Origin of the sequence: Mycobacterium noviomagense, from assembly GCF_010731635.1 — a bacterium.
GTDB lineage: Bacteria > Actinomycetota > Actinomycetes > Mycobacteriales > Mycobacteriaceae > Mycobacterium > Mycobacterium noviomagense.
On record NZ_AP022583.1, the window covers coordinates 1 to 18680 of the forward strand.

3 protein-coding genes and 8 pseudogenes are annotated in these 18680 nt (G+C 66.4%); 2 read left to right on the forward strand and 9 right to left on the reverse strand.

What is annotated here, in order from left to right; translation table 11 throughout:
- Window positions 1-148: 148 nt before the first annotated feature.
- The 4 genes and pseudogenes from G6N15_RS00005 to G6N15_RS00015 form a co-directional block, all read right to left on the reverse strand.
- Window positions 149-598 (reverse strand): annotated as a pseudogene (locus tag G6N15_RS00005) (SRPBCC family protein).
- Window positions 599-685: 87 nt separating this feature from the next.
- Window positions 686-1411: pseudogene (locus G6N15_RS00010) on the reverse strand (DUF2652 domain-containing protein).
- Window positions 1412-1474: 63 nt separating this feature from the next.
- Complete coding sequence (locus G6N15_RS22965) at window positions 1475-1687, reverse strand: hypothetical protein (RefSeq protein ID WP_232070312.1); 213 nt, start codon at window positions 1685-1687, stop codon at window positions 1475-1477.
- On the reverse strand, window positions 1684-2331 hold the full coding sequence (locus tag G6N15_RS00015; protein ID WP_232070313.1) for an SDR family oxidoreductase: 648 nt from the start codon (window positions 2329-2331) through the stop codon (window positions 1684-1686). Before G6N15_RS00015 ends, G6N15_RS22965 begins: the two co-directional genes overlap by 4 nt.
- An 18-nt stretch (window positions 2332-2349) precedes the next feature.
- Between G6N15_RS00015 and G6N15_RS00020 the strand changes: the two are divergent.
- Both G6N15_RS00020 and G6N15_RS00025 read left to right on the forward strand, forming a co-directional pair.
- Window positions 2350-3317, forward strand: a pseudogene (locus tag G6N15_RS00020) (aldo/keto reductase).
- 28 nt (window positions 3318-3345) lie between these two features.
- Entirely contained in the window at window positions 3346-4608 is a 1263-nt protein-coding gene (locus G6N15_RS00025; protein WP_163747866.1) for a cytochrome P450, read from the forward strand.
- Here the strand turns inward: G6N15_RS00025 and G6N15_RS00030 are convergent.
- The 5 pseudogenes from G6N15_RS00030 to G6N15_RS23665 form a co-directional block, all read right to left on the reverse strand.
- A pseudogene (locus tag G6N15_RS00030) lies at window positions 4609-5737 on the reverse strand (pyridoxal phosphate-dependent aminotransferase).
- Between the two features lie 189 nt (window positions 5738-5926).
- A pseudogene (locus G6N15_RS23905) lies at window positions 5927-6631 on the reverse strand (thioesterase domain-containing protein); the annotation flags it as partial.
- Window positions 6623-12872 (reverse strand): annotated as a pseudogene (locus G6N15_RS23655) (amino acid adenylation domain-containing protein); the annotation flags it as partial. The pseudogenes G6N15_RS23655 and G6N15_RS23905, both read right to left, overlap by 9 nt.
- Window positions 12873-16040, reverse strand: a pseudogene (locus tag G6N15_RS23660) (amino acid adenylation domain-containing protein); the annotation flags it as partial.
- A pseudogene (locus tag G6N15_RS23665) lies at window positions 16020-18632 on the reverse strand (condensation domain-containing protein); the annotation flags it as partial. The pseudogenes G6N15_RS23665 and G6N15_RS23660, both read right to left, overlap by 21 nt.
- Window positions 18633-18680: the final 48 nt, after the last annotated feature.

Below are 18680 nucleotides of genomic sequence, written 5' to 3' on the forward strand. Positions count from 1 at the left end.
TCACGTCGAGCGGAGCATTCCAGCCGATAAGCCTATTTCCTTGCGTGGGCACGTGCGCGACTTCCATCACCCAACGCGGTCGGTTGGTCCGCAAAGCCAACCGTGTTGGGGCGGAATGGTTTCAGATGAGCCCGCTCGTCTACCGGTATCACTGCTGAGATCGCTGTTGGCTCTCAAGCGCCTTGGCGCAGGCGGCCAGGATCGCCAGGAAGCTCGAGCGCAGCAACCGACGCGTGATTGCCTCCAGCAATGCGCCTCCCGCGCGGCGGATGGGTGTAGTTGCTTCGCCAGTCGACGTGGGTCCCATCGCCCGACGGGGTGAACGTCAATGTGCCGCCCTCGTGATTGAACGGGGGAAATGAGCGGACGATCAGATACGCGTAGCTACGCGGCCGATCGAAGGCCGTGATCTCTTCGCGGAACCAGGTGCCGACTCCGTGCACCTCCCGCAGCGCGCCGACGCCGGCCCTGACACGCCCTGCGCCCAACCGGCCTTGAGAACCAGCGGCGCAGCAGTCAAACTGCGTGGGTCGGCCAGCCAGTCGAAGACCTGTTCTGGGGATGCGGCAATCGTGCGCTCGACGTGAAGCTCGACCATGAAATCTCCTGCCTCGCAATAGCCCCCGCTTCCAAGGGACATCCTAAACCCACCTACCCGCGCAGGCAGGCGACGCCGAAGGCCATTTCATGCCGGCGTCATTTCGGTGCTGCCACGGCCCAGGTTGCGGAAGCCCGCGGCGGGTTTCTTGATGCCCAGTACGAACGGCAGTGCACTCAACTCGAACTTGAGCTTGGCTGCCAGCCGGGCAGATGTGCTGCGCTCAGGCACAGTCGGTGGAATCTCGGACGTGGCCAGGTCGATGTAGTGGGTCGGCGTTTGGCCGATGTCCGGGAAGTGGTGAATCAGCGGCTTGCAGAGCTGGCGCACCGACTCGTCGAGGCATTGCGCCACCGGGTCGGTCATCAGCACGTATTCCGGTACCGGTACTTGGTTTTTCAGCATGCGGTGCACCAGGATGACGTCGATGCCGGCGAGCTCGGCGCGGCGCTTCACCCGTTGCTCTGCCACCTCGCCCTCGTGGGCGACGAACTTGAGTGACAGGTTGTCCAGCTGTGCGCAGCTGGCGCAGTCACAGGCATCGTCTTTTCATCACCTCGCGACATGTAAGGAACGCCTGGCGCATCGGAGAGAGCCCGTCGCAGACAAGCACTTTGGCGTCGCCGTCCGGTGCCCAGAAGAACGCTGCGTCGCCTTCCAGCTTCGCCAGCAGGGCCTTTGGCGGCGTCGATGACCGCTTCAAGCAGCGCTGCCAGTCAGCTGTGCATGGGCTAAATGCATCCGATTCCAATGCATGTAGCGCGTGTAGCCGCCGATGTCGGCAATGAGGAGTACGGCGCGCCGGATGGCCATGGATTCCGCAGTGTACTGGCCCGATCGGCGTTGTTGCTGCGGAAACCGGTCGATTGCCCGCGGCTACGCCTGACCGGAATCCAGAAACGCCGCCGGGCTGGCCGGTGCGCCTCGGGCAACCACGAGCGGCATCGACGTCGAAGCATCGGTGCGCAAGATCGTATGCACAACGTCGATGAGGTCCTCGACGGGCATCAACTTGCCGGGCATGCAGCCGCGCGACAACCAAAGCGGGTACGCCTGTTTGGCCAACTCGAGATCCCAGCCGCTGCTCATTCCCGTTTGGCCGTCACCCTCGCCGCCGGGGCATTCCCCGACGATGAGGCAGGTGAAGCCGATGTCGGGTGCTCGGCCCGCCATGCCTCGACGAGTCGCTCCAGCGCTGCCTTGCTGACGCCATATGCGCCCAGGCCCGGCCACGGCGGCCCGAAACTGCCTGCGTCAGAAGAAAGATAGACCGCCTTGCCTGCCGAGGCCGTCAAGTGCGGCACGGCCGCGGCAGTGGCCAGCGCCGCGCCTATGACGTTGGTGTCGAAGATGCGCCGCCAGGTTTCGGCGTCGGTATCGACCATGCGGACGAGCGGCCCGATGGCGGGCGTGTAGACGAGGTTGTCGATGCCGCCGAGCGCATCGGCGGCCGCGGTGACCGCCGACCGGCACGACGCCTCGTCGGTGACGTCGCATTCGATGGCGAGCGCCGTGTCCGGCATCTTTCGCCGCCGCTTCGATGCGCTCTCGGCGCCGGGCGAGAAGCGCGACCTGATCACCTCGCTGCAAGCCCGACCCCGATGCAGCGCCCGAGCCCGCTCGAGGCGCCGATCACCACCGTCCGTGACATTTCCGCCCTCTCCTGTAACGAGCCGCTGCAGGCACAGCGTATCGGCCGTCGGGTGGACATTCGCGTCGGGCGTGCTGGCCATGTCAGTACGGTGGGGCATATGAAATACCTGGACGTCGACGGAGTCGGGAAAGTCAGCCGGATCGGGCTGGGCACGTGGCAGTTCGGATCGTTCGAATGGGGCTACGGGGACAGTTATGCCTCCGGCGCGGCCCGTGACATCGTTCAGCGCGCCCTCGCCTTGGGGGTGACGCTGTTCGATACCGCCGAGATCTACGGACTCGGGAAAAGCGAACGGATCCTCGGCGAAGCACTCGGTGACAAGCGCGCCGACGTTGCGGTGGCCAGCAAGATCATGCCGGTCGCGCCGTTTCCTCCCGTGGTCAAGCAACGTGCCCGCGCCAGTGCGCGGCGGCTGCGGCTCGATCGCATCCCGCTCTACCAGGTCCACCAGCCCAACCCGGTAGTCCCCGATTCGGTGATCATGCCCGGGATGCGCGAACTGCTGGACAGCGGCGTCATCGGCGCGGCTGGCGTGTCGAACTATTCGCTGTCACGTTGGCAGAAGGCCGACGCCGCGCTCGGGCGTCCGGTCATCAGCAACCAGGTGCATTTCTCGCTCGCCCATCCCCAGGCGCTCGACGACCTGGTCCCGTTCGCGCAGCGCGAGAACCGCATCGTGATCGCCTACAGCCCATTGGCGCAGGGCCTGGGCGGCAAGTACGGCGTCGAGAACCGGCCCGGTGGCGTCCGCGCCGTCAACCCGCTTTTCGGCACGGAAAACCTGCGTCGCATCGAGCCGCTGCTGCAGACGTTGCGCGACGTCGGCGCGAGGTCGACGCGAAGCCGGCACAGGTGGCGCTGGCCTGGCTGATCAGCCTGCCGGGCGTCGTGGCCATTCCGGGGGCGTCCAGCGTCGAGCAACTCGAGTTCAACGTGGCCGCCGCCGATATCGAGCTGAGCGCCGCGGCCCGCGACGCGCTCACCGACGCGGCGCGTGCGTTCCGACCAGTCCCGGCCAGGCGATTCCTTACCGATATGGTCCACGAGAGGGTGTTGCGTCGCTGATCAGACCGTTTGAGTAGAGGGCGTTCGGGTGAATCAGCAAGGTGTGTCCGACTACCCGTCCGGCCGGTTGAACGGGCGGTCGCCGGTTTGGGCGCCTGACGCAACAGCTACCGACCCGGCCGATCCTGCTTTTCACGCCGCGCCCAATCGATTTGACATGTGGCGGGCGGCGCGCCGCGAGCATCCGGTTGCGTGGACGGAATCGGCCGCCTACGGCGGGTTCTGGTCGGTTACCAGCCACGGCCTGGCACGCGAAGTGCTGCAAAACCCTCGGCAGTTCGCGTCGGGCTCGGGCTGCGGATGCGTCTGGGCAAATGCCCGGGCGGTTGCATTGGCTTCGGGAAGGATGCTGGTCGTGACCGACGGTGCCAGTCATCGCAGATTGCGCGCCGCGCACTCGGCGTGGCTGTCGAGTTCGGCAATTGACCGAATGCATTCCGCCATCGAGGACGACATCGAGCACCTGCTTGGCGAGCTGATTGCCGGCGGTGGCTCGTTTGACGCCGTCAAAGATCTCGGCGCCGTAGTAGCCCGCCAAGTGCTGGCACGAGTGCTGGGAATACCGCAGGCGGACTGGGCGAAACTGGGCAGACTGATCGACGCCGCCTACGCCACCAACGTTGCGCAGGACGCCGCCGAAGCCCACGGGGAACTATTCATGTACCTCGACGAGCTGCTTGCACAGCGTCGGGCTCGTCCACAGGACGACTTCGTCACCGCGCTCTCGCAGACAACCGTTGACGGCCGCACGCTCACCGACGACGAGATCTTGCTCAACTGCGACGGCATGCTCACCGGCGGGCTGGAAACGACTCCACTCGCGGTATCGGGCGCGATGGTGGCTTTCGCCCAGGATCCCGATTGCTGGCAGCGGCTGCGCGAGCATCCGGAGCTCCTCAACTCCGCTGTGGAAGAGATCCTGCGGTGGACGTCACCCCCGGGCCACGTGCTGCGGACCGCCACCGCCGAGATATCCCTGGGCGACGCCCAGATTCGCTCAGGCGACCGAGTCGTGCTGTGGATACCGTCCGCCAACCGTGACGAAGCGGTCTTCCCCGACGGGGAGCATTTCGTGCTGGACCGCCAACCCAACCCACATCTGTCCTTCGGCGGCGGTCCGCACTACTGCGTCGGCGCGGTGTTGGCCCGCCTCGAATTACGCTGTCTGCTAATGGTTTTGACGCGCAACGTCGCTTCGATCGCTGTGACCGGCCGCGAGGACCTCCGGCACTCGAACTTCCTGCACGGCCAAGAGGTCGCCGAAGTGACCGTCGCGCCCGCCCGGCAGTAGCTAGTGCCCGTTGCGGAGCGCTGCAAGTCGCCTGATTGCCTCGTCGAGTGTCGTCGCGCTTCGCGAAATTAAAGCGCACCAGGTGATTCCACGCCGCGGCATGTTCGGCTGCCGGGTCGCAGTAATCCGACATCGGCATCGCAACCACGCCCACCTTGTCCGACATCGCCGCGCAGAAGGCCGTGCTGTCGTCGTAACCCAACGGACGCGGGTCCGCACACAGGAAGTAGGTGCCGGCGCTGTGGTGCACGTCGAAGCCGATCTCGGTCAAGGCTGTCGTCAGCCGGTCCCGTCTGGCCCGCAGTAGCTTTCGGCGCATACCGACCCAGTCGTCGCCCGTGTTCAATGCCAACGCCACCGCGGGCTCAAACGGCGCGCTGCCGACGTAGCTCAGGTGCTGTTTGGCGGCCCTCAATCCGCCGATGAGTCTGGCTGGGCCGCAGGCCCATCCTATTCTCCACCCGGTGCAGTTGAACGCCTTCGACGCGCTCGAGACGGTGACCGTGCGCTCGGCCATGCCGTCGACGCCGGCCAGCGGCAAGTGGCGATGCTGGGGCGAGTACGCCAGGTGCTCATAGACCTCGTCGCTGATGACCAACAGGTCGGCGTCCACTGCGATCTGTGCAATGGCCTCGACTTCGTCCGCGGTCAGCACCATGCCCGTGGGGTTATGCGGTGAGTTGACGATCAACGCCCTGGTTCGCGGTGTCACCGCGCGCCGCATCGCGTCGACGTCGAGGGCGAAGCCGCGCCCGTCGGGCACCAGCTGCACGAGCACGCGCCGCGCACCGGCCATCGCCACCACCGGCGAGTACGAGTCGTAGAACGGCTCGACCATCAGTACCTCCGAGCCCGGCTCGACCAGGCCTAGCACTGCCGACGCGATGGCCTCGGTGGCCCCGACCGTCACCAATACCTCAGTGTCCGGGTCGTATTCGATGCCGAAGTGCCGCTTCCGCTGGGCAGCGATGGCCTGCCGCAGCGCCGCGATGCCCATCCCGGGTGGGTACTGGTTGCGACCCCCGGCGATCGCCTCTTGGGCGGCCTTCAGCATTGCGGGCGGCCCGTCCTCGTCGGGATATCCGATGCCGAGATCGATCGCGCCGACACGCGCGGCCAGCGCCGACATGTCGTTGAACACCGGGGCTGCATACCGTTGCAGTCGCGACACCGCCCCGGTGGCCGGGCGCTCGCCGTCAACGACCGCGGGCACCAACGACTGTTGAAGTTGCTTGCCGTACATTCCGGCCGATTCGGCCGTCAGCAGTTCTTGGTGCGTGCAGTCGATCGGGTGCACGGTGATGTTGCCGCCGACATATGGCCGCCAACTGTTCAGCAGAGACGAACTGCGGTCGCTCAAATCCCGTACGGCCGCAACTATCGTGAGGTTGCCGCCGAAAACCCGGGGTTCATGGGCTCGATACAGCGCGACATTTGTATTGAGGTTGTGCACAAGCAGCTTCAGAAGCCGCTTGTAGTGACGAAGGTCGACGGCTTCTCGCCCGCGAAGGAGTTCTTCGACCTGTTCGTACGTGAGCGGCTCATCCTGTTCGGGAATGCTGACGTCGTAGAACCGCAAGACTTCTTCCAACAGGTGCGTCTCGTCTAAAGCCTGGTTTGACGTGCTGACGCTGCTGTCGAGAGCGGGTTGAGCATCGAGAAGGACAAGGCGTGTGCTCAAGTGTCCGCGACGCTGCAGCTCGACGGCGACTTCATGGGCGACAACACCGCCGAACGACCAGCCGAGCAGGTGATACGGCCCGGTCGGATAAGTCTCCTCGATTCGGTCGGCGTAGTTTTTCGCCATCTCCCGAATCGACTGAGGTTCAGGCTCATTGGGCTGCGGGGCTTGCTGAATTCCGATGATCGGGCAGTCCAGGTGAGTGCCGAGAGCCCGGTAGGGCCAACTTACGCCGGCCGCCGGGTGAATACAGAACAGAGGAACGCCGGTGCCGCTCTTCAGAGTCTGAACCGGAGCGACTTCTGGCCCGGAGGCGATATCTGTTTGCAGCCGCTGAGCCAAACTCCTGACCGTGGGCGCCTCGAACACGGTGGGCACCGAAACACTGGTACCCAGTGCGGTGTTGGTGGCGGCGATCAGGCGCATGGCTGAAATGCTGTCGCCGCCCAGGTCGAAGAAGGAGTCGTCGATGCCGACGCGTTCCACGCCCAGCGTTTCGGCGTAGATGCCCGCCAACATCTCTTCGACGGCGTTGGTCGGGGCGCGATACTCCCCGCTGTATTCCGGTGGGGGCAGGGCGCGGGTATCGAGTTTGCCGTTGGGCGTCAACTGCAATGCGTCGAGGGCCACCACCGCGGCCGGGATCATGTACTCCGGGAGCCGATCAGCGAGCTTTCGGCGGATGCCCGTCGGGTCGGCCGACCCGGTGATGTAGCCGACCAGCCGCTTGTCGCCGGGGCGATCCTCGCGGGCGATCACCGCCGCCTGTTCCACATCGTCGATGCTTGCCAGTGCCGCCTGGACCTCGGACAGTTCGATGCGGTAGCCACGAATCTTGACCTGCTCGTCGGCGCGGCCGACATAATCGAGCTGCCCATCGGCGCGCCAGCACACCAGGTCCCCGGTCCGATACATCCGTGTTCCGGGCGCTCCGGCCCCGGCGAAGGGGCAGGCCACAAACCGCGACCCCGTCAAACTGGACCGGCCCACATAGCCGTACGCCACCCCGGCGCCGGCGACGTACAACTCCCCGACCACCCCGGGCGGCACCGGATGCAACCAGGCATCGAGCACAAACAACGCCGACCCGGTCACCGGCGACCCAATCGGCACCGGCCCCGAGCCAGCGGTCAATGGTGCGCTCATCGCCGCATACACCGTGATTTCCGTTGGCCCGTAGGCGTTGACCATCACCCGTCCCGGCGCCCACCGATCCACCACTTCAGCTGGACAGGCCTCACCACCGACGAGCAACGCGACCGAGCCCAACCCCTGCGCCGAGAGTGCCGCCACCGCCGACGGGGTCTGGGTCAACACGCTGACCTGTTCGGCGACCAGCGCCTCGTGGAACTCCTGCGGGGAGCCGGTCACCTCCTCGGGCACCACGACGAGCCGCCCACCATGCAGTAGCGCACCCCATATCTCCCACACCGAGAAATCGAACGCGTACGAATGACACTGGGTCCACACCTGTTCCGGCGGCAGCCCAGCCGTCAACGAGTTGACGAGATGCGCCAGGTTGCGGTGACTGATTGCCACTCCCTTGGGCACGCCCGTGGTGCCCGACGTGTAGATGATGTGCGCGATGCCGTCGGGGTCGGGCACCGACAACGCCGTGCTGGGCTGGCTGTCAACAGCAGGGTCATCGACTGTGATGACCGGCAAGCCATGCCCGTTCACCCGATCGGCCAACGCAGCGGTGGTCAGTGCGGCGATCGGCGCAGCATCGGAGAGCACGAACCCGATCCGCTCGGCGGGCAACACCGGATCGACCGGCACATAGGCCGCCCCGGTCTTGAGCACCGCCAGGATCGACACCACCGCTTCCACTGAGCGCGCAAACAGCAGCGCCACAGAATCTCCCGGCCCCGCGCCGCGGGCAACGAGCTGATGCGCCAACCGATTCGACGCCTCATCAAGCTGCCGATAGGTCATCGAGCGGCCCCGCCACCCGACCGCCACCGCATCCGGGGTACGCCCCACCTGCGCGCCGAACAACACCACAACCGACAACGCCGCGGCGGGCTCCGTCAAGGCGGCCCAGTTACCCAGTACACCCAACTGGGCCCGCTCGCTGTCGTCGAGCAGATCGACAGATGACAATGCCTGCGTCGGATCCGCAGTCATCGCCACCAACACCCGCTGCATCCGCTGGGTGAGGGAGTCGATGCGTACCGCGTCGAACACGTCGGTGTCGTACTCGAGACGAATGCTGAGTTCGTGCCCTGGCGTGGCTTGCACGGTCAGCGGGTAGTGGTTGTATTCGCGGACGGCGAACTCGGTGACGGCCAGCTCGTCGGCACTGGCCAGCCCGGCGGTGTCCAGCGGGTAGTTTTCGTAGGCGAAAAGAGTGTCGAACAGTTGCCCGTGGCCGCTGATGCGGTGAATCTCGTTGAGCGCCAAGTGCTGATGCTCGAGTGTGTCGTTGTTGGTGCTTTGCAGCTGGGCCAGCAGTTCTGCGGTGGTGGTTGTCGCTGTGATGCGCGCCCGCACCGGCACCGTGTTGATCAACAGACCGACCATGGACTCCGCGCCGACCACCTCTGCCGGCCGGTCTGAGACCGCCGTCCCGAACGCGACATCATGCTGACCGGTCAGCCACGTCAGAACCTGCGCGAACGCGGCCTGCAGCACGGTGTTGACGGTGGTGTGGCACGAGCGGGCCAGCTCGCTGACGGCGCTCGTGGTGGCGGCAGGCACCGGAACGACTCCGCGCCGCGGGCGCCGAGGGCCAACCGATTTCGAGGGCCCACCAATGTCGGGGTGTCGAAGCCGGCCAGCACCTTGCGCCAAACCTCTTGCGCGGCAACCAGGTCGCGATCGGCCAGCCAGGTAACAAAGCGACGGTACGGAACGGCCGCGGGCAGTTGCTGCCCGTAATAAGCGGCGAAGATCTCCCAGCAGGATCGGCATCGACCAGCCGTCGAGCACGATGTGGTGATTGGTCAGGACAAGCCGGTGCCGGCCCCGCGCGACGCGGACCAACGCAGCCCGAAATGCCGCCTGGTGGGCCAAATCGCAGACGGCGGCGCGTTCAGCGGCGCAGATCTGCTGAACCTGGTCTTCGGCATCGACGCCGTCCAGCTCGACATAGCGCCACGGCACCGAGGGTTCGGGGGGAATGATCTGCACCGGTTCCTCGAACTGGCCGCAGAACCGGGCCACCAGGTTGGGGTGCCGGTCGATCACGGTGTGCAGCGCATCGCGCAGGCGATGTGGGTCGAGCCGGCCGCTCAACGTGATCGCCAGTTGCACTGCGTAGATGTCGTCGCTGCCCTGGGCGCTGTCCGCGTGATAGAGCAGTCCCTGCTGCAGCGGGTCAGCGGCAACACATCGGCGATCTGGTATTGCTGCTGCAATTGGTCGATCTCGCGTTGCCCGAGCCGGGCCGGGACGATGTCCGACGGCGTCAACCCGCCGCCACCGGCTCGCACATGCGCGCAGATTCCGGCCAAGGCGGCGAACCATGACCGGCTCAACCGGCTGATTTGCGCTTCGTCGAGCACCGACTGCGCCCACGTCCAATCGGCATACAGTCGCGTGCCGGCCTCGGTCTCGACGGTCCCGGCGTTGAGTTCCACGGTGTGCGCCAACGGCATCGGTACCGCTGCGGCCGCCGCCGCTACCGACACGTTGTCCTGGGAAATACGCCAGCCTTCGCCAACCGCCTCGGCGGCCGCGCCGCCCATCCGTCCCAGGTAGTTGAACCCGATCACCGGATCGGACACCGACAGATGCACGTCGGGGTTCAAATACCGCAGCACGCCATAGGTCAGACCGTCGGGCAGGCAGCGAAGCTGTTCTTTGGCGTCCTTGACCAACGCCCCCAGTGCGTCCTCGCCGCCCGCTACCTGCGCCCAGTTCAGCCGGCCGACCGTCAAAGCAACCGGGTGTTTGATGGTGAACCAGCCCACGGTGTGCGACAAGTCGATGTCGGGGCCCAGTTCTTCGTGGCGGCCGTGACCCTCCACGTCGATGCCGATCGGCGCGCTGCCGTTGCCCACGAATTCGGCGACGGCCAAAGCGAATCCGATCAACAAGATCTCGTGCAGCCCAGCGTGAAACGCCGCCGCCACCTCGTCGAGCAGGATCCGGGTGGTCTCGGCGTCCAGCGACACCGTCAAATGCCCGGCGCTTGCATAGGTGTCCAGTTCGGGTTGCCCGGCCGGCAGCGCGGTCGAGGCCGCAGCAACCTGCTTCCAGGCTTCGGCCTGCGCCACGATTTCGGGGCGGTGCGCATACTCCGTCAAAAGCGAGGCCCAGCGGGCGAACGACGTCCCCCACGCCGGTAACGCCACGGGCTCACCGGCCCGGTGCTGGGCCCAGGCGGTATTGAGGTCTTCCAACAACACCCGCCACGACACCGCATCGAAGGCCAAGTGGTGAATGATCAACGCCAGCTGGCTTGTCGAGCGCACCCACAGCGCGCTGAGCATCGCCCCGTCAACCGGATTCAGCCGCGACCGCGCCTGTATCAGCGCCTCGTCAGACAACATGTCGACGGCGTGCAGGCAAGCACGCGCATCGACCGATCCCGGCTCGGGCACTGTCAACAGCCAGCCGCCCGCTCCGTCGTCGTCGGCGCGCGCCCGCAGCATGGCGTGCCGATCCAGCAAGGCCTGCAACAGCGTCATCACGTCGGCCTCGCCGGCATCCGCGGGGGCTTGCAGCAGCATCGTCTGGTTGAACTGCTCCAGCGGGCCGTCAATGCTGTTCAACCAGCGCATGATTGGGGTCGCAGGTACCTCGCCCACACCTTCGTCGACCACGCCGGCCTCACCGTCCGCCACCGCGGCCACTCGGGCCAGCCGGGCCACGGTCTGCTCCACAAAGACCTCGCGCGGACGACACGCCAGGCCGGCTGCACGCGCACGTGCCACCACCTGCATCGACGAAATGCTGTCCCCGCCAAGGTCGAAGAAGGAGTCGTCGACGCCGACGCGCTCGAGCCCGAGCACCTCGGCGTAGATGGCGGCTAGGATCTCTTCGACCGCATTGGTCGGTGCCCGATAGCGGCCCGCGGAGTATTCGGGTGCCGGCAGCGCGCGGGTGTCGAGTTTTCCGTTGACCGTCAACGGCAAACTGTCGAGTGCCATCACCGCGGCGGGGATCATGTAGGGCGGCAGCCGGTCGGCAAGCTTGGTGCGTATTGCGTTCGGGTCGGCGGTGCCGGTGATGTAGCCGACCAGGCGCTTGTCACCGGGGCGGTCTTCGCGGGCGATCACCACTGCCTGCTCGACACCGTCCAAACCGGTTAGGGCGGCTTGGATTTCGCCGAGCTCGATGCGGTAACCGCGGATCTTGACCTGCTCATCAGCACGGCCCAAATAATCGAGCTGCCCATCGGCACGCCAGCGCACCACATCCCCGGTCCGATACATCCGTGTTCCCGCACCGCCGAACGGACACGCCACAAACCGCGATCCGGTCAGCCCGGACCGGCGCACATAGCCGTAGGCCACCCCGCGGCCGGCCACGTACAACTCGCCGATTACTCCAGGCGGTACTGGCCGGAGCCAGCCGTCCAGCACGAACAACGCCGACCCTGCCACCGGCGAACCGATCGGCGGCACTCCCGAGCCGGGTGTCAACGGCGCGCTCATCGACGCGTACACGGTCGCTTCCGTGGGGCCGTAGGCGTTGACGACTACCCGCCCGGGCGCCCACCGGTCCACCAGCTCGGCAGGGCAGGCCTCACCACCGAGCAGCAAGGCCACCGGGCCCAGCCCGTCGGGTGACAGCGCTTTCACCGCGGACGGCGTCTGGGTGAGCACGCTGACCTGTTCGGCAACCAGCACGTCGTGGAAGTCGTCCGGTGAACCTGCCACCGACTCGGGCACGACCACCAGCCGCCCGCCACCGAGCAGCGCAGCCCAGACCTCCCAGACCGAGAAGTCGAAAGCGTACGAATGACATTGCGTCCACACTTGTTCCGCCGACAGATGGGCTGGCAGCGACTCAGCCAGATGCGCCATGCTGTGGTGGGTGACCGCTACCCCCTTGGGCACCCCGGTGGTGCCCGAGGTGTAGATGACGTAAGCGATGTCATCGGGGCCGCGGCCATTGCCGTGCTTGGTTGGCTTTGGATCGCGGGATCGTTGACATCGACGATCGCGAGGTCGTGTGCGGCCAGTCGCTCACGCAGGCCGGCAGTGGTGATGGCGACGACGGGCGCGGCATCGGTGACCATGAAGTCGATCCGCGCGGCCGGCAGCACCGGATCGATGGCCAGGTACGCTGCCCCGGTCTTCAGCACCGCCAGCATCGCCACGATCGCCTGCGCTGAGCGCTCCAGCAGCAATGCCGTGCACTGTCCCGGAGCGGCACCCTGGTCAGTGAGCAAGTGCGCCAACCGGTTAGAGGCCTCGTCGAGCTCCCGGTAGGTCATCGAGCGGCCGTCGTGGCGGATCGCCACCGCTTCGGGGGTGCTCGCCACCCGCTCGGCGAACAACACCGGAATTGAGACCGCAGGTGGTTCAGGGCGCGTCAGCGTCGCGCGGTTGCCGAGCTCGTCGAGATGGATGCGCTCGGCGGGATCGAGCAGATCCATCGACGAAAGCCGTTGGGTGGGATCGGCGGTCATGGTGAGCACCACCCGCTCGAACCGATCGAGGAGTGATTCGATGCTGGCCGCGTCGAACATGTCGGTGCGAAATTCGACCGCCCCGCCGATTCCGGCGGGCTCACCGGCCTCGGTCCATCGTTCGGTCAGCGAAAACGTCAGGTCCATGCGGGCGGTGCGCGTGTCCACCGGTACCGGTGTTGCCTCGAGTCCGCCTAGGGCCAGTCCCGTGGCGGAATCATTGTGCTGCCAGGGGAAGTTCTGCCACGCCAGCATGACCTGAACCAGCGGGGAATGGGTCAGGCTTCGGGTGGGGTTGAGCCGCTCCACCAGTACCTCGAAGGGCACGTCTTGGTGCTCGTAGGCGGCCAGGCTGCGGGCACGCGTCTGGGCCAGCAGCTCGTCGAAGCTGGGATCACCGCCCAGGTCGACCCGCAGCACCAGGGTGTTGACGAAGAATCCGACCAATTCGTCGAGCGCCGGATCACGGCGCCCGGCGATCGGGAAGCCAACGGCCACATCGTTGCTGGCGCTGAGCTTGGACAGCAGGAGGGCCAGCGCAGCCTGGATCACCATGAAGCTGGTCGCATTGTGTTGACGGGCCACGCGAGCAACCTGCTGCTGCACTGCGGTCGGCCAGTTGACCGCGACACTGGCGCCGCGCTGGTCGGCAACCAGCGGGTAGGGCCGATCGGTGGGAAGTTGCAGCCGCTCGGGCATCCCGACCAGAGCGTCTTCCCAATAGGCCAGCTGCTCGGCGATGGGGCCCTGGTTATCCGTCAGGTCGCCGAGGATTTCGCGCTGCCACAGGGTGTAGTCGATGTACTGCACTGCCAGCGGCGCCCAGCCGGGAGCCTGTCGTGCGCACCGGCTGCTATAGGCCACTCCCAGATCCCGCAGCAGCGGGGTGATCGACCACCCGTCGGCGGCGATGTGGTGCACCACAGCGACCAGCACGTGTTCGTCATCGGTTAAGCGGAAAAGCCTCGCCTGGACGGGGATTTCGGCTTCCAGCTCGAACCGGTAGCCAACCATCGCGTTGACGGCCTCATCCAGCCGGCTTGGCGGCCACCCGCTGGCATCGATGACCTGCCAGCCGAAGTCGGTTTGTCCGGCGGGCACCACGAGCTGCCGGGGTATCCCGTCGGGCGCCGCAAAGGTCGTGCGCAGGCTCTCGTGGCGACCGACCACATCGGCCAGCGCTTGGCCCAGCGCGTCGGCATCCAGGTGGCCGTGCAGCCGCAACGCGGCGGACATGTTGTAAACCGGTGAGGGGCCTTGCAATTGGTCGATGAACCACAGCCGCTGCTGGGCGAACGACAATGGCACCACTGCCGGCCGTGGTCGCGGCGTCAGTGGCTCCAGCTGGCCGGCACCGCTACGGATCCGGGGCGCCAACTGGGCCACCGTCGGTGCCTCAAACACGGCGCGCACCGAAACGGCGGCATCCAGGCCGGTGTTGATTGCGGCGACCAGACGCATGGCTGAGATGCTGTCGCCGCCGAGGTCGAAGAAGGAGTCGTCGATGCCGACGCGGTCGACTCCGAGTACTTGGGCGTAGATGCCGGCCAGCATTTCTTCGACCGCGTTGGTGGGGGCGCGATACCGGCCGGCGAGGTATTCCGGTGCCGGCAGGGCGCGGGTGTCGAGCTTGCCGTTGGGGGTCAACGGCCACGCCTCGAGCACCACCACCGCGGCCGGCACCATGTGCGCCGGCAGCCGCTCGGCCAGCGCGGCGCGAAGCTCGGCCGGATCGGCGGCGCCGGTGATGTAGCCGATCAGGCGCTTGTCGCCGGGCGGTCTTCGCGGGCGATCACCACCGCCTGCGCCACACTCGCACGCCGCTAGGGCGGCTTGGATTTCGCCGAGCTCGATGCGATAGCCGCGGATCTTGACCTGCTCATCAGCACGGCCCAAATAATCGAGCTGCCCATCGGCACGCCAGCGCACCACATCCCCGGTCCGATACATCCGTGTTCCCGCACCGCCGAACGGACACGCCACAAACCGCGACGCCGTCAACGCAGCGCGGCCCGCATACCCGCACGCCACCCCGGCACCGGCCACATACAACTCACCGACCACACCCGCGGGCACCGCACGCAACCACCCATCGAGCACGAACAACGCCGCCCCGGCCACCGGAGAACCGATCGGCGGGGTCCCCGACCCGGGGGTCAACGGTGCACTGATCGCCACACACATCGTGGTCTCGGTCGGCCCATAGGCGTTGACCATCACCCGATTCGCCGCCCAGCGATCCACCACCTCAGCCGGGCAGGCCTCACCGGCCATCACCAACGCCGTCGACTCCAAACCCTCAGCCGCCAACATCGCCACCGCCGACGGCGTCTGAGTCAGCACATCCACACGCTGGTCAACCAGCAAGGCGTGCAACTCATCTGGCGCACCGACCACCGCATCGGGCACCACCACCACCCGGCCACCGCGCAGCAGCGCACCAAAGATCTCCCACACCGAAACGTCAAACGCCAACGAATGACACTGCGACCACACCCCCGCCACCGGCAGGCCCGCATCCAACGACCCCAACAACTGCGTCACATTGCCGTGAGTGACCGCCACCCCCTTGGGCACCCCGGTCGTGCCCGAGGTGTAGATCACATACGCGATCGCCTCCGCACCCGGCGCCGGCAGTGCCGTACCGGGTTGCGCATCGATGGCCGGGTCATCGATGTCGACGACGGCCACCTCGTGCCCATCGAGCCGGCCGGCCAACTCAGCGTTGGTGATCACCGCTACCGGCGCGGCATCCGACAGCACAAACCCCAGCCGGGCCGCCGGCAGACCCGGGTCGATCGGCACATAGGCCGCCCCGCTCTTGAGCACCGCCAGCATCGCCACGACCGCCTCGACCGAACGCGACACCAACAGCCCCACACACTGCCCCAGCCCCGCGCCCTGCCTAACAAGCATGTGCGCCAACCGGTTCGACGCCTCATCAAGCTCACGGTAAGTCAACGAGTAGCCCTCGGAGCTGACCGCCACCGCCCCCGGCGCACCCACCACCCACTCACCAAACAACACCGGAACCGACACCGGCGTGGCCGCCGGTGCACTCAACACCGCCCGGTTACCGACCGCATCCAAACGCGCCCGCTCAGACTCATCGAGCAGATCCAGCGACGAGAGTGCTCGCGTCGGATCGTCGGTCATCGCCACCAACATGCGCTGGAGCCGCTCGGTGAGTGTCTGGACGGTCGCCGCGTCGAACACATCGGTGTCGTATTCGAAGCGGAAGCCCAGTTCTTTTCCGGGCGTGGCTTGCATTGTCAGCGGGTAGTGGTTGTATTCGCGGCTGCGGATTTCGGTGATAGCCAGGCTGTGGTCGCCCGTCAACGCAGCGGTGTCTATCGGATAGTTCTCGTAGGCGAATACGGTGTCGAACAACTGCCCATGACCGGTGGCACGGTTAATCTCGTTGAGCGCCAAGTGTTGATGCTCGAGCGTGTCGTTGCTCGAGTTTTGCAGCTGGTCGAGTAGGTCTGCGGTGGTGGTCGACGCGGTGATGCGCGCGCACACCGGCACGGTGTTGATGAAAAGGCCCACCATCGAGTCCGCGCCTGCCAGGTCGGGTGGCCGGCCCGAAACCGGCGTGCCGAAGGCGACGTCGTGCTGACCGGTCAGCCACATCAGCAGCTGTGCCCACGCGGCCTGCAGAACGATGTTGACGGTGGTGTGGCACGAGCGCGCCAACTCGTTAACGGCCCGCGTGATGGCCGGGGACACCCGGAACGATTCGACGCCGCGGGCGCCGCCCCCTAGCCGATCCGGCGGACCGACCAGTGTCGGGGTCTCGAAGCCGGCGAGCACCTCGCGCCAAACCGCTTGTGCCGCATCATGGTCACGAGCGGCCAGCCAGGTAACAAACCGGCGGTACGGGACTGGTGCGGGCAGTTGCTGACCGTAATAGCCGGCGAATATCTCGCCCAGCAAGATCGGCATCGACCAGCCATCCATCGCGATGTGGTGATTGGTCAATACGAACCGGTGGCGGTCGGAGGCGGTGCGGATCAACGCCGCCCGAAACGCCGGCTGATGGGTCAGATCGCAGACAGCGGCGCGTTCGTCGGCGCATACCTGCCGGACCTGGTCTTCGACGTCGCCGCCGTCGGGCTCGACATAGCGCCATGGGACGATGGGTTCGGCGGGAATGATCTGCACGGGTTCGTCGAACCGGTCGCAGAATCGGGCCACCAGGTGTGGGTGGCGGTTGCCTACTGCGTGCACCGCATCGCGCAGGCGATGCTCGTCGAGGGGCCCTGTCACGGTGAAATCGATTTGCACCGCGTATAGATCGTCGTCGCTGCCTTGAGCGCTGTTGGCGTGGAAGAGCAGTCCCTGTTGCAGCGGCGTCAGCGGCAGGACATCGGCGACCTGGTATTGCTGCTGCAGTTCGTCGATCTGCTGCTGGCTCAACCGGGCCGGTGCGATATCCGAGGGTGTCAGCCCGCCTCCACCGGCGCGCACATGCGCGCAGATACCGGTCAGTGCCTGCAACCACAAGCGGCTGAGTTCGCTGACGGCGGCGTCATCCAGTGCCGACGGTGCCCAGGTCCACTCGCCGTATAGCTGGGGTCCCGCCTCGGTGTCGACGGTGCCGACGTTGAGTTCGACGGTGTGCGCCAAGGGCATTGGTATCGCCGCGGCCACACTGGACACCGAAACGCTTCCTTGGGAGAGCTGCCATCCCTGGCCGGTCGTGTCGCCGGCAGACCCTAGGCGTCCCAGGTAGTTGAAACCGATGGGCGGATCCGGCTCTGCGAGATTGATGTCGGCGTTCAGGTAACGCAGCAGACCGTAGGTGAGCGGGTGTGGCAGGGCTCGAAGCTTCTCTTTGGCGTTCTTGATCAGCGCCCCGAGTTCGCCGTCGCCGGCGGTTACCTTCGTCCAGTCCAGCGCGCCGATCCTCAATGCCACTGGGTATTTGGTGGTGAACCAGCCCACGGTGCGCGACAAGTCGATGTCGGGTCTCAGTTCCTCGTGGCGGCCATGCCCTTCGACGTCGATGCCGATTGGCGCGCTGCCGTCGCCAGCGAACTGCGCGACCGCCAAACCCAATGCGATCAACAAGATCTCGTGCGCCCCGGTGTGGAAGGCCGCCGACGCCTCACCAAGAAGGATTCCGGTATTTTCGGTATCCAGTGAAACCGGCATATGGCCGGCGCTTTCATAGGTGTCTGATTCGGGCTGCACCGCGGGCAACGTCGTCGATGCTGCCGCCACCCGCTTCCAAGCATCCGCCTGCTCCACCACCTCGGGTGCGTGCGAGTGCTCGCTCAGCACTTCTGCCCACCGCGCAAACGACGTTCCCCACGCGGGCAACGCCACTGGCTGGCCGGCCCGGTGTTGAGTCCAGGCAAGGTTGAGGTCCTCGAGCACGATCTGCCACGACACCGCGTCGATGGCCAGGTGGTGAATGATCAACGCCAGCTGGCGTGTCGAGTCCACCCACAACGCGCTGAGGATCACCCCGGCGGCCGGGTTGAGCCGCGAGCGCGCCCGTATCAGCGCCTCGTCGGACAACGTATCGACGGTATGCAGGCAGTTAGCGGCTTGGACGGACCCCGGCTCTTGCACAGTCAGGGTCCAGCGCCCGTCGCCGTCGTCGTTCACGCGTGCGCGCAGCATGGCGTGCCGATCCAGCAACGCCTGCAACAACACCACCGCGTCGGCCTGGGTACCTCCCGCCGGGGCCTGCACCAGCACGGTCTGGTTGAACTGGTCGACCGGACCGTCAATGCTGTTCAGCCAGCACATGATTGGGGTGGCGCTCACCTCGCCCACACCCTCGTCGATCGGGCCACC

Bases quoted from the DNA above. Each gene is read 5' to 3' on its own strand.
- G6N15_RS22965 (WP_232070312.1), bottom strand. From the start codon at position 1,687: ATGAGCAGCGGCTGGGATCTCGAGTTGGCCAAACAGGCGTACCCGCTT.
- G6N15_RS00015 (WP_232070313.1), bottom strand. From the start codon at position 2,331: ATGGCCAGCACGCCCGACGCGAATGTCCACCCGACGGCCGATACGCTG.